Raw genomic sequence first — 12,063 nt, forward strand, 5'->3', positions numbered from 1 at the left:
GTGCCACCGTGTCGGGTTACGCCCGGCGGTCGAAATCCGGATCCGCGCGGCGGGTTGCCCGTCTAGAAACGACAGCGGTCGGCGCCGCGTCGAGGCTGAGCGGCCGGCCGCACCCGACCCGCTCGACCGGGGCGGAGGGCAGCGAATCCGCGACGCCGCGCGCGCCGCTGAGCTGGCGCTACTGCATGAACGGCCCGGTTGTGCCAGCATGGGCCAATGACCTTGGGGCCACTACATGTATCCGCACGTACTCGTAACCGGCTCATTGTCGCGGCCGCCGTCGCGCTGGCGGGTGCCGTGGCCTTGCTGATACGCAGCAAGCGGCCACAGCCCCCCGCGCCCGCCCCGGCGCCGCCACGCATCGGCTACTCCCGCAACGGCTCCGCGCCGACTCCTGTCACCGGAGTCAACGCGGAGAACGGGCGCTGACTAGCGGCTGACGGTCTTCTTGTACTGCCGGACCGCCAGCGGTACGAAGATCACCATGATCACCGCTACCCAGATCAGCGCGGTCACCTCGGGATGACGCAGCGACCAGACGGTTGGCGCCGGGGACAGCGGACTCGTGTTGTGGAATAGATCGCGGCTGGCCTGGGTCAAGGCGGACACGGGATTCCATTCGGCGATCACCCGCAACACCGTCGGGAGCTTCTCGCTCGGCGTGAAGGTATTACCGATGAAGGTCAGCGGGAAGACCACGATGAAGCTGGCATTGTTGAATACCTCCGGTGCCCGGACCAGCAGTCCGACGTAGGCCATGATCCAGGACACCGCGTAGGCGAACAGCAACAGCAGCACGTAGGCCAGCACCGCGTCCAGGAACGAGCCGCGGATCCGCCAGCCGATCGCCAGACCTGTCAACGACATCACCGTCAGGCTGACCACGTTGATCACCACGTCGCTGAGGGTCCGGCCGATCAAGACGGCGGACGGCGCCATCGGCAGCGAGCGGAATCGGTCGATGATGCCCTTCTGCATATCCTCGGCCAGCGCGGAACCGGTGAACGAGGCCCCGAAAACCACCGTCTGCGCGAAGATGCCCGCGATCAGGAACTCGCGGTACCCGCCGGGCACATCGATCGCCGAGCCGAAGATGTAGGCGAACAGCAGCACGAACATGATCGGCGAGAGCGTCGAGAAGATCAGCACGTCGGGCACTCGCCTGATCTTGATGACGCCGCGCTTCGCGATGGTCAGGCTGTCGCTGACCACCATCGACAATGTGCCGACGAGCGAGGGCCGGTCGATAACAGCAGCCGTCGTGGTCATCGGTTCTGTCCTTCCGCTGCTTCGAGCTTGTCGGTCGCACCGGGACCGTTGTCGTTGACCAGTTCCGCCGCCTCGTGCCCGGTGAGGGTGAGGAAGACGTCGTCGAGCGAGGGCCTGCGCAGACCGACGTCGTGGATCCGCACGTCGTGCTCGGCTAGCTTGCCGATGGCCGCGACCAGCGCCTGCGAGCCGTCCGACACCGGGACGGTGATGCGGCGCAGCCCGGCCTCGACGTGAATCTCCCCGTCCGCCAGGCCTTTCAGTGCCCGCACCGCCGTATCGAGACGGTCGGCATGGTTAACGGTGAGCTCGATCCGGTCGCCGCCGACCATGGTCTTGAGCTCATCGGCGGTGCCGCGCGCGATCACCTTGCCGTGGTCGATCACCGCGATCGCGTCGGCCAGCCGATCGGCCTCGTCCATGTGCTGGGTGGTGAGCAACAGCGTGGCGCCGCCCGCCACCAACTCCTCGATGACATCCCACAGGTCGAGCCTGGCCCGTGGATCCAGTCCGGTGGTCGGCTCGTCGAGGAACAGCACGGGTGGTTTGGCCACCAACGCGCCCGCCAGGTCGAGTCGCCTGCGCATCCCGCCGGAATACGTTTTCACCGGACGGTCGGCGGCGTCGCTGAGCCGGAAACGCTCGAGTAGTTCGCGCGCTCGCTCTTTACTGCGCTGCACACCCATGTGATACAGCCGTCCGACCATTTCCAAATTCTCGAAGCCGGTGAGGTATTCGTCCACCGCGGCGTACTGGCCGGACGCACCGATCCGGGAACGCAGCGTCCGCGGCTCGCGCAGCACGTCGATGCCCGCGACGGTCGCGCGGCCGGAGTCGGGGACGAGCAGGGTGGTGAGCACCCGGACCGTGGTGGTCTTACCTGCACCGTTGGGTCCGAGCAGCGCGGTGACGGTCCCCTCCGGGACCGCGAGGTCGAGTCCGTCGAGGGCGACCAGATCGCCGTAACGTTTGACCAGACCCTCGGCGACTATTGCGTCGGGCATGATTCTCCTGAGTCGTAAGTTTCATGGGATGTATGTGCTCGAATGCGCCGGAGCGGTAACGATTTCCGATACTCGAGCCAGTATCGCGCCACCCACCGACAAATTCAGTCGGTACGTTCGGTGTTTCGATCATGAGAAAGTGCCGACTCGACATCGCCGGGCACCGTCCATTCCAAAACCTGCACGATGACCCCGTTGGGGTCGGTCACCTGAAACAGCTTCTCGCCCCAGGGCTGCTCCATCAGCGGCAGCGTGATGGGCACACCCGCGGCCCGTAGTCGCGCCTCTGCACGCGCGGCGTCATCGACGGTGAAGACGACCGCGATGCCTTGCGATGGCACGTGCCGTTGCTCCTCGGGGAGCACCGCGAGGCCGATCTCGTGCACCGCGATGCTCAGCGGCGCTTGCGGGTGCGTCAGTGACACGAAGCCATCGGCGGCGATTGCCTCGGTGTAGCCGAAGTGATCGACGAGGAACCGCTGGGTGGCGGCGATGTCGGCCACGGTCAGGGAGAGGGTGCAGGCGTTGATGCGCAAGCGCTCGATTCCTTCGGTGCAGAGGTGCGATGAGTCTTACTCTCTACAAAGTACAGAGTTTTCGAACGGCTGCCAAGCACCAAAAATCGGCCGCGGATTTCCGCCTCCCAACGGACAAAGGTCGCACCGCGATCCAGGCGGTGCTCGGGGGTGCCGGATCGAGGTGCGACCGGTTCGATACTCCCTCGCGACACAGGGCCGGGTCGCGGGTAGTGGACTACCCGATTCGCGGACGCTCGGTACTCATACTTGGGCGCGCCGACGCGAAAACGGCCGAGCGCCTTGGTCGCTCGGCCGACGCGACCAACCCCGGGCTTGCCGCACGCGAACACATGTTCGCATCGGGTACGACAAAATTCGGCCCTGCGGAATTGCCACGAAGACGACACGCGGCGCCTTTTCGCGGCCCGCCGACGTGAATCGCACATATCGGACAGCGATGCTCGCCACACAGCGACCGGTCGGCATGTTTTGCACCGCTCTCGAACCGCTGGGCCATACCTGGCAAAGAATAGGTATCAACCTGCGTGACAGTGGTTTTGGCAAACAACAGGCCACCGCCGAACAGTGACCGACCGGGGTCCCCCGAGTACCCGAAAAGACCCCGATCTAGCAGAAAGTAAACCGACCCAAAAAATCTTCGAAAAGTGGCCCTCCCCACGCGCACACAATCGCGGAACATCGCGTAGGATCATTCAAGTCGGCCCCTCCCCCCCGGGCCGACCTTACGCGGGCCTCGGCTAACTCCCCCCCTTCGCCGAGGCCCGCTCCCCATTTCTGGACCAGGTCAGACCGCCTGATCGTCCCCGGGTCGCACCGATCGCCAGGCCGTAGCCAGCCGCTGATCGCGCACCCGTCCGGCGATCGCGAGCAGCGGGCGGTCCCGCTCCCAGCGTTGCCTGGTCTCCGAATCCACGGACGCCCACAGGGAATCCAGGTCCGCCAGCAACCGGGCGACGTACTCGAACGCACCACCCAGCGCGACGTGCACACCCGGCGAACTCGGTGCATCGATGTCCAGGCCACGCACCGCCGCCACCACGGTCAGCAGTCGCTGCAGCACCGACTTCGACCAGCCCGACACGCGCGCCACCCGGACCAGCCAGCCCTGCGTCGCGGCGAGCACATGCACGTCCTCGATCGTGCGGAACGGCTTGAGGTAATCCAGGTAGCCGTCACCCGGTAACACCACGGCCGCAACATCTGTCAGCGTCACCATGGCGTGCGGGATCTCCGGGGCGAACGGGGTTGTCGGCAGATTCGTCACGTGCACCCCGGCCTCGCGGACGTCGACCATGGTGGCGCGCAACCGATTCCGGCCGTCCTCGGCCGCGCCCACACTGGCGACCACTATCAGCCGTTGCGCCATCATGCCCAGCGTGGCAAAGGTTTTGGTGCCGTTGAGCCGGGCGCTGCCCAGCTCCTCGGTCAGCGTGGTCTGGATCGCCGACGGATGCCCGCCACCCGCCTCGGTCGCGCACAACGCGACCAATTCGTCGGCGGGCAGATCGGGAATCAGCGTGCGCACCGCCTCCTGATATCCGGACAGGAACGCGTAACCGAGCCGGTCCGCGCCGAAGCCACCCGCCAGGGCGACGTCGACCGGCTTGCCGAATCGGTTCGCGGCCACTCGATGTCGCGTCCAGGCCGCGCCGACATCGTCGATCGGGGTCGAGGCGAGCGGTTCGGTCAGCAGGAAATCGAGCACGGAGTCCACTCCTGCACGGTAACCGGCGCGGCGGTCCCGGGCGGGCATCCAGTGCGGGAACGCCAGAACTGGCCGAGGTCATATCCGGCACCGGGCGCGTCCAGCAAGCCACGGCTCCTTTCGTGCTACGCGTCACAACCGGCTATTCGCCGACAGACTCACCATCCGCCCGCGGCCGATCCGGTCGGCTACTTCTGGTAACTGACGGCATCACGCGTCACCGGTACTGACCACGGCAGACGGAATTTTCGAGGGACTCGACCACCGCGCGGATATCGACAACCCGCTCGCGCCCGCAGCCGGATGATCGCTCGGCAGCGCGCCGGTGATCGTCCGGCAACCCACGGCGCTGCACATGCGCGTTTCACCGGCGAGCGGTAACACTGAAGAGTCACATCCGCCGCGAAAGGAGCCTGACCTGTGCCGAAACCGGACGAAGCACGCAAACGGGCACTTTTCGACAATGAGGCAAGATTGTCATGGGTGCTGGCCGCATTGGCCGGATTGATCGGCGCCGCAGCATTCATGCATACCGCCGGCTACTTCGTCACGTTCATGACCGGCAACACCGAACGGGCCATCCTCGGCCACTTCCACGATCAGAACGACACTGCGGCCGCGGCAGCGGGCCTGCTCGGGTCGTTCGTCGCCGGTGTCGTGGTCGCCTCGTGGTGCCGCAGGCGCTACTGGTCCGGGCATCCACACGGGCCGACGCTGCTGACCACCTTCAGCCTCGCCACCGCCTCGATCATCGACATCATTCGATTCCAGAACCCGGAGACCGCCTCCATCGACTTCGTGCCGATCCTGTTCGTCGCGTTCGGCGTCGGCGCGCTGAACACCTCGTTCGTGAAGGACGGTGAGGTGTCGGTGCCGCTGAGCTATGTCACCGGGACCCTGGTGAAGCTGGCCCAGGGCATCGAACGCCACATGAGCGGTGGCGACTACGCGGATTGGCTCGGATACTTCCTCCTCTACCTGAGTTTCGCGCTGGGCGCCCTGCTCGGCGGACTGTTGAGCATGCTCGTCGCCGGGTGGGCCATGCTCATCACCGCGACGGTCGTCTGCCTGATCGTGACCGGCTACACCTACCTGCATCTCGATCGGCACGGACCACTCTCCACCGACTGACTCCGTGCACTCGTCGGTCGCGCCGGTTACGGTGGCCGCGTGGAGGAGAAATTCGGGGTCGACGCCGACCAGTTCGCGGCGCTCGTCCTGCACCAACTGACCGTTATCGGCGAGCACGACGCGCAATACCACCCCGCCGACTTCAAGATCGTCGTCGGCAGCCTGGATCTGTACCTGAACAATATCTTCCGGGAGACCGCGGGGCTCCCGGCCGCCGAACGAGACGGACGAATCGCGAACTTCGTCGCCAGCGTCAAAGACGACGCCGAGCCCGACACCTGGCCCGCGGTCCGGGCCATGCTGCGACCGATCCTGCGCCCCAACACCTTCGGGATCAACTCCGAGGCCGGCGGCATGCGGCCGATCACCCGCCCCGCGTTTCCCTTCATCGACGAGTTGGTCGCGGTCGACAGACCCCACTCCCGCTCGATCGTCTCCACCGCGACAGTGCGGGGCTGGGGCGTCAGCGCCGACGAAGTCTTCACCGCGGCACGCGAAAACCTCACCGCCCTGGTCGGTTCCGGTGGATACCAGGGATCGGGCCTGATCCATTTCGGCGACAACGGCGACGGCTACTGCACCTCCTGGCCCCTGGTCCCCGGCTGGCTGGCCGGTTGCGGCGACGGCACCCACCGCCCGATCGCCTTCGTCCCCGACGTCGACACCTTGATCATCGCCCCCGACGTCGACGACCTGTCCGGCCTCTTCGACCATGTCGAACAGCGGTACCGCGAAGCCGTCCGCCCCATCTCCCCCCAGGCCTACACGGTCGACGACCACGGCACCGTCATCCCGCTCGACCAATCCCCCGACCACCGCCACCGCGCCCTCGCCCTGCGCGCCCGATGTGGTTTGGCCATCACCGAATACGGCGCCCAGTCCGCAGCCCTAGAAGAAGCCGTCGACCGCCACCTCGCCTACCCCGGCCACGACAACCTCGCCCCCGCCTTCCCAGGCACGCTCCTCTACGTAGCCGCCGACACCGGCCCCTACACCACCACCATCTGGGGCAAAGACGTCGAATACCTACTCCCAGAAGCCGACCGCATCATCTTCTGCACCAAAGAAAACGGCGAAATGACCACCCTCTTCGAGGCCCCTTTCCCCGCCGTAGCCGAAATAACCGGCCTAACCCCCATCCCCGGCATGACCCCCCGCCGCTACGAAGTCCGTCACTGGCCCACCCCCGAAACCCTCACTCGCCTAGAGGCCACCGCAATCCCCCGCTGACCCAGCCAAACGCACCCCAGCCGAGATCGGCTGGGTACCAAAGCTTTCGCCGCCCTCGCGTAGCACCGGCCGGTCGATCCGATCCTCAGCCGACCCAGTTGCAGAACGCCGACTTCTGACCGAGCAAGCACGGCAGCCACGCTGAGCCGGACGCCAGCGAATTCGCCGACCCCGACGACGAGCCTTCGGCCACCGGCTGCGTCTGGACGCCGGCCGCCGGAGATTCGAGCGGGATGCCCGGCGCCGCCATCGCGGGCGCCGCCGCGAACACCGCGCCGGCGACGGCCGCACCGGCGACCAGAGACGAAATCCCAAAACGCTTCATCAATAACACCTTTCAACAATCCGTGGGCTACGCGCGCACCCCACGGTAGCGAACGGATCACCTGCGCAAACGCCGCAATTTGCCGTGCCCCCGGCATCGGTGGCAATACCGCAGGCGGGTTCGCGAAACCCGGACGCAGCGCCGCCTCGGGACACCGGCGGCGGCGATATCGACTAGCTGTGTTTCGGATCGATGCGGGTCAGCCCGGCAACACGGGTGCGCAGGTAGTCGACCAGCGAGACGAAGGTCTTGCCTGCCTTCTCCGTGTCGAGCACGCGCTCGGCCTCGACCACGCCGACCTTGCCGAGCAGCCCTGACCACCAGATCGCCCGCTCGGGATCGGGGAAGGTCACCGATAGATACAGGCCCGCACCTGGAAGCGATTGCAAGCAAGCAATGAGAGAGGGGCCGTCCTGCGACAGGCCCAGCAGGCGGTCAGCGAGTCAGCAAACGATCCCGAATAGTCCGCTGCGAAGATCGGCACACAGCGGAGGGGGTCCGGGGGGCGAAGCCCCGCCGGGCGGGGAGTGGGGGCTCCGCCCCCACAAAACACGCGAAACGAGAAAAGGCCCATGCTTTTTATGGGCATGGGCCCCTATCGAGTGGAGCCTAGGGGAATCGAACCCCTAACCCCTGCCTTGCAAAGGCAGTGCTCTGCCAATTGAGCTAAGGCCCCGAGTCAGCGGGTGGTGACCTCGTGCCACATGTCCGCGTCGTTGCGCTGGCGCAGCTTGGAGATACCGACGAGAACCGCAACCACGGCACCGACCGTGACAAGAAACTTCATGGTTCCCACCCTACTGTGGTGTTCGGGAGTGGGCCTAGGAGGACTTGAACCTCCGACCTCTTCGTTATCAGCGAAGCGCTCTAACCGCCTGAGCTATAGGCCCGTATGACCCTTGTGTTCTTCCACCTGAGCCGAGGCTAGAGATTACCCGACCTCGCGCACTACCTCCAAAACGGCTGGTAGCAGGGCTGCCACGGGGACTCGCGGCGGTTCGGCGCGGGCTGCGAGAAGCTGGCTTGCGAGCCCTCCGATTTACCGAAAACGGCCGGTGTCATTCCTGGAGTGGGACGACACCGGCCGTGCGGAGTCCGAGTTCTAGTCGGGGTCGGCGAGTGTCACCTGGATGCCGCCGACCAGATCACAGCACTGGTTGTAGATGAACGTGCCGACGGTGCCGAGCGCGGTGAACAGCACCACGTTGATCAGCCCGATGACGCCCGCGTAGCCGAAGACCGTGCCTGCGTCGATGAGCCCGACCGACCCGCTGTCCTGGGACACCATGTCGGTGAAGGTGTTGTTCAACCGTTCCCACACGCCCATGCCTTCGAGCACGATGTAGAGCAGGCCGACGGCGAGCATCCAGACGAAGAACATGGCGACGCTGATGACGAGCGAGATCTTCAGCGTGGACCACGGGTCGATCCGGCGGATCTGCACGGTAGCCCGCAGCGGCTCGCCGGTGGCGACGGCCGCGGCGACCGCGACCGGCACCGCGGGCGAGATGGGTGCCCCCTGCGGACCGGTGTGCTCGGCCGACGGCGGCAGCGGGTGCCGGATATCCGACAGGTCCGGCATGTCCTTGATCAGCTCGGGCCTGGCGATGCTGCGGGTGGGTCCGTCGATGCCGACCGACTTCACCATCGCGGCTTCCTTGCGGGCCGCCTTGGCCGCGAGGTCGGCGGTGGTGCGTGCGTTGGTCACGCCACCGCCGAGGCCGCCACCACCGCCACCGGCCGGCGCACCGGAGCCGCTGGGGCGCCCGGTGACCGGCGCCTGACCGGGCCGGTACAGGTTGGACTGTGGTTCCCGCTGCGGCAGTTGTGCCCAGCCGTCCTGGAACGGCGATTGGCCACCACCGTTGCCACCGGACTGATCCCCCGACTCGGGTGCGCCGGGCTCTGAGTTGTTCATGCGGACAGTCTGATCGAACGGATCTTGCCCGGGGTGACCGGGCGCCTGCTCCGATCCCTTCGGCTGGCCCGCGAAATCGCCTTGCTTGTCTTGCATTTCGCGTTGCTGCCCGCCGCCGGGTTGCGCACCTCCCGGCTGGCCGCCGCGCTGCTGGCCTGCGGCGGACTGGGCACCACCCGATTGGCCACCGTTCGGCTGCCCGCCGCCCTGCTGGCCGTTGTCGGCCGGCGAGCCCGGGCGTGGGATCGGCCGCGGCGGAATCGGGGACGGTGCGATCCGCTCGGTCACACCGTTCGTCTGGTGCCGCTCGTCATTCGGCTGATTCGGAGTGGTCAATGGGAATCCTTAGATCCGTTCGTTGCCGCCGCTGTGGGGTTACTACTCAGAGGAACCGGTGTCGCTGTCTTCGCCAGCGAGCAGGTCGGGATCGGGCTCGTCGGCATTACGCGCGATAGCAAGCAACGTATCGCCCTCGCCGAGGTTCATCAATCGCACGCCCTTGGTCTGTCGTCCAGCCTTGCGAACCTGCTTGGCCACCGTCCGGATGACACCACCACCGGAGGTGATCGCATACAACTCATCCTCGTCTTCGACGATGAGCGCACCGACAAGGGTGCCACGCTTGGGGTCGTACTGGACGGTCAATACGCCTTTACCGCCCCGGCCCTGTGCCGTGTACTCCTCGATCGCAGTCCGCTTAGCGTAACCGCCCGCCGTGGCCACCAGCAGATATGTATCCGGTCGCACAACGTTCAACGACAAGAGTTCATCCGTGGCGTTGAACCGCATGCCCTGCACGCCGGAGGTGGCGCGGCCCATCGGACGCAGTGCCTCGTCGGTCGCGGAGAACCGGATCGACTGGCCGAGCGCCGACACCAGCAGCAGGTCGTCGTCGGCCGAACACAGCACGGCGCCGACCAGTTCGTCCTCGTCGCGCAGGTTCACCGCGACGATGCCGCCGGTGCGGTTGGAGTCGAAATCGGTCAGCTTCGACTTCTTCACGAGGCCATTCTTGGTGGCGAGCACCAGGTATGGGGAGTCTTCGTAGGATTTCAGCTGGATGATCTGGGCGATCTTCTCGTCCGGCTGGAAGGCGAGCAGGTTGGCCACGTGCTGGCCGCGCGCGGTCCGGCTGGCCTCGGGCAGCTCGTAGGCCTTGGCGCGGTAGACCCGGCCCTTGTTCGTGAAGAACAGCAGCCAGTCGTGCGTCGAGGAGATGAAGAAGTGCTTGACCAGGTCGTCCTGCTTGAGCCCCGCGCCCTGCACACCCTTGCCGCCGCGCTTCTGGCTGCGGTACAGGTCGGTCTTGGTGCGCTTGGCGTAGCCGGTCTCGGTGATGGTGACGACCACGTCCTCGCGGGCGATCAGGTCCTCGTCGGCGACGTCACCGTCCGCGGCGATGATCTTGGTGCGCCGCTCGTCGCCGTACTTCTCGACGATCTCGGCCAGCTCGTCGCGCACGATGGCGCGCTGACGCTCCGGCTTGGCGAGGATGTCCTTCAAGTCGGCGATTTCGAGTTCGATCTTGGCCAACTCGTCGACGATCTTCTGCCGCTCCAACGCCGAGAGGCGACGCAGCTGCATGTCGAGGATCGCGGTCGCCTGGATCTCGTCGATATCCAGCATCTGCATCAGGCCGGTGCGCGCGGTGTCGGTGTTGGCCGAACGCCGGATCAGGGCGATGACCTCGTCGAGCGCGTCGAGCGCCTTGACCAGGCCGCGCAGGATGTGGGCCCGCTCCTCAGCCTTGCGCAACAGGTACTTGGTGCGCCGGACGATGACGTCCAACTGGTGCGTGACGTAGTACCGGATCATCTGGTCGAGCCGCAGTGTGCGCGGCACGCCGTCGACGATCGAGAGCATGTTGCAGCCGAAGCTGGTTTGCAGCTGGGTGTGCTTGTAGAGGTTGTTCAGCACGACCTTGGCCACGGCGTCACGCTTGACGGTGACGACGATCCGCATGCCCGCACGGTCCGAGGACTCGTCGTGGATATCGGAGATGCCCGCGATCTTGCCGTCGCGCACCTGCTCGGCGATCGAGTTGATGAAGTTGTCGGTGTTGACCTGATACGGCAGCTCCGTGATGACCAGGGTGGTCCGACCCTTGTTGTCTTCCTCGATCACGACGACGCCGCGCATCCGGACCGAGCCGCGGCCGGTGCTGTAGGCATCGTGGATGCCCTGACCACCGACGATGAGGCCGTAGGTCGGGAAGTCCGGACCCTTGACCCGCTCCATGCAGGCGGCCAGGGTGGACTCTTCGTCAGCGTCGAAGTTGTCCAGCGCCCAGTAGATCGCCTCGGCCAGCTCGTTGAGATTGTGGGGCGGGATGTTGGTCGCCATGCCGACCGCGATGCCGTTGCTGCCGTTCATCAGCAGCGCGGGCACCCGGCTCGGCAGCACGGTCGGTTCCTGCGAACGGCCGTCGTAGTTGGGGACGAAATCGACCGTCTCGTGGTCGATCTCGCGCAACATCTCCATCGCGAGCGGGGTCAGCCTGCACTCGGTGTATCGCATGGCGGCCGCGCCGTCGTTGCCGCGCGAACCGAAGTTGCCTTGGCCGTCGACCAGCGGGTAGCGCAGCGACCACGGCTGCGCCATGCGCACGAGGGTGTCGTAGATCGAGCTGTCGCCGTGCGGATGGTAGTTACCCATGGTCTCGGCGACCGGGCGGGCGGACTTCACATAGCCGCGGTCGGGCCGATATCCGTTGTCGTACATGGCATAGAGCACGCGCCGGTGCACCGGCTTGAGGCCGTCGCGCACCTCGGGCAGCGCGCGGCCGACGATCACGCTCATCGCGTAATCGATGTAGCTGTTCTGCATTTCCTGCTGGATGTCGACCGGGTCGATCCGGTCGCCGCCGGTGCCTCCGTACGGAGGCAGCGTCGTGTCGGTCATGAAGTCTCCTTAGCGGGCCTGGTGCGGTTGCGGTGACGTGG

The 12,063-nt window shown here is 66.2% G+C and carries 12 protein-coding genes and 2 tRNA genes; 3 read left to right on the forward strand and 11 right to left on the reverse strand.

The window, feature by feature from the left end; translation table 11 throughout:
* The first annotated feature begins 216 nt into the window (after positions 1–216).
* Positions 217–429 (forward strand): hypothetical protein, encoded by a 213-nt coding sequence (locus ACIBCN_RS29150; protein ID WP_396994889.1) that lies wholly within the window; start codon positions 217–219, stop codon positions 427–429.
* Here the strand turns inward: ACIBCN_RS29150 and ACIBCN_RS29155 are convergent, their stop codons facing one another.
* The 4 genes from ACIBCN_RS29155 to ACIBCN_RS29170 all read right to left on the reverse strand — a co-directional run bounded on the left by ACIBCN_RS29155 (position 430) and on the right by ACIBCN_RS29170 (position 4,526).
* Positions 430–1,269, reverse strand: coding sequence for an ABC transporter permease (locus ACIBCN_RS29155; RefSeq protein WP_396994891.1), 840 nt, complete (start codon positions 1,267–1,269; stop codon positions 430–432).
* Complete coding sequence (locus ACIBCN_RS29160) at positions 1,266–2,273, reverse strand: ATP-binding cassette domain-containing protein (protein ID WP_396994892.1); 1,008 nt, start codon at positions 2,271–2,273, stop codon at positions 1,266–1,268. Before ACIBCN_RS29160 ends, ACIBCN_RS29155 begins: the two co-directional genes overlap by 4 nt.
* A gap of 104 nt (positions 2,274–2,377) precedes the next feature.
* A complete protein-coding gene (locus tag ACIBCN_RS29165) occupies positions 2,378–2,809 on the reverse strand; it encodes a VOC family protein (protein WP_396994893.1) in 432 nt (143 codons plus the stop codon).
* A 787-nt stretch (positions 2,810–3,596) separates the two neighbouring features.
* A complete protein-coding gene (locus ACIBCN_RS29170) occupies positions 3,597–4,526 on the reverse strand; it encodes an acyl-CoA dehydrogenase family protein (protein WP_396994894.1) in 930 nt (309 codons plus the stop codon).
* 411 nt (positions 4,527–4,937) lie between these two features.
* On the opposite strand from ACIBCN_RS29170, the gene ACIBCN_RS29175 reads away from it, so the two are divergent.
* Together ACIBCN_RS29175 and ACIBCN_RS29180 are read left to right on the forward strand one after the other, a co-directional pair.
* On the forward strand, positions 4,938–5,648 hold the full coding sequence (locus tag ACIBCN_RS29175; RefSeq protein WP_396994895.1) for a YoaK family protein: 711 nt from the start codon (positions 4,938–4,940) through the stop codon (positions 5,646–5,648).
* 39 nt (positions 5,649–5,687) lie between these two features.
* The gene (locus ACIBCN_RS29180) at positions 5,688–6,878 is read left to right on the forward strand and encodes a hypothetical protein (RefSeq protein WP_396994896.1); all 1,191 of its coding nucleotides are present in this window, start codon (positions 5,688–5,690) and stop codon (positions 6,876–6,878) included.
* 85 nt (positions 6,879–6,963) lie between these two features.
* On the opposite strand, the gene ACIBCN_RS29185 is transcribed toward ACIBCN_RS29180, so the two are convergent.
* The 7 genes from ACIBCN_RS29185 to gyrA form a co-directional block, all read right to left on the reverse strand.
* The gene (locus ACIBCN_RS29185) at positions 6,964–7,203 is read right to left on the reverse strand and encodes a hypothetical protein (protein WP_396994897.1); all 240 of its coding nucleotides are present in this window, start codon (positions 7,201–7,203) and stop codon (positions 6,964–6,966) included.
* A 173-nt stretch (positions 7,204–7,376) separates the two neighbouring features.
* Positions 7,377–7,592, reverse strand: coding sequence for a hypothetical protein (locus ACIBCN_RS29190; RefSeq protein WP_396994898.1), 216 nt, complete (start codon positions 7,590–7,592; stop codon positions 7,377–7,379).
* Between the two features lie 214 nt (positions 7,593–7,806).
* A tRNA-Ala gene (locus tag ACIBCN_RS29195) sits at positions 7,807–7,879 on the reverse strand.
* Positions 7,880–7,882: 3 nt separating this feature from the next.
* Positions 7,883–7,990, reverse strand: a complete 108-nt coding sequence (locus tag ACIBCN_RS29200) for a DLW-39 family protein (RefSeq protein ID WP_396994899.1) — start codon at positions 7,988–7,990, stop codon at positions 7,883–7,885.
* A gap of 29 nt (positions 7,991–8,019) precedes the next feature.
* Positions 8,020–8,093, reverse strand: a tRNA-Ile gene (locus ACIBCN_RS29205).
* Positions 8,094–8,305: 212 nt separating this feature from the next.
* On the reverse strand, positions 8,306–9,457 hold the full coding sequence (locus ACIBCN_RS29210) for a DUF3566 domain-containing protein (protein ID WP_396994900.1): 1,152 nt from the start codon (positions 9,455–9,457) through the stop codon (positions 8,306–8,308).
* A gap of 42 nt (positions 9,458–9,499) precedes the next feature.
* Positions 9,500–12,022, reverse strand: coding sequence for a DNA gyrase subunit A (gyrA, locus tag ACIBCN_RS29215; protein WP_396994901.1), 2,523 nt, complete (start codon positions 12,020–12,022; stop codon positions 9,500–9,502).
* Between the last annotated feature and the right edge of the window lie 41 nt (positions 12,023–12,063).

Origin of the sequence: Nocardia sp. NPDC051052, from assembly GCF_044456045.1 — a bacterium.
Taxonomy (GTDB): Bacteria; Actinomycetota; Actinomycetes; order Mycobacteriales; family Mycobacteriaceae; genus Nocardia.

Bases quoted from the DNA above. Each gene is read 5' to 3' on its own strand.
- ACIBCN_RS29150 (WP_396994889.1), top strand. From the start codon at position 217: ATGACCTTGGGGCCACTACATGTATCCGCACGTACTCGTAACCGGCTC.
- ACIBCN_RS29155 (WP_396994891.1), bottom strand. From the start codon at position 1,269: ATGACCACGACGGCTGCTGTTATCGACCGGCCCTCGCTCGTCGGCACA.
- ACIBCN_RS29160 (WP_396994892.1), bottom strand. From the start codon at position 2,273: ATGCCCGACGCAATAGTCGCCGAGGGTCTGGTCAAACGTTACGGCGAT.
- ACIBCN_RS29185 (WP_396994897.1), bottom strand. From the start codon at position 7,203: ATGAAGCGTTTTGGGATTTCGTCTCTGGTCGCCGGTGCGGCCGTCGCC.
- ACIBCN_RS29200 (WP_396994899.1), bottom strand. From the start codon at position 7,990: ATGAAGTTTCTTGTCACGGTCGGTGCCGTGGTTGCGGTTCTCGTCGGT.
- gyrA (WP_396994901.1), bottom strand. From the start codon at position 12,022: ATGACCGACACGACGCTGCCTCCGTACGGAGGCACCGGCGGCGACCGG.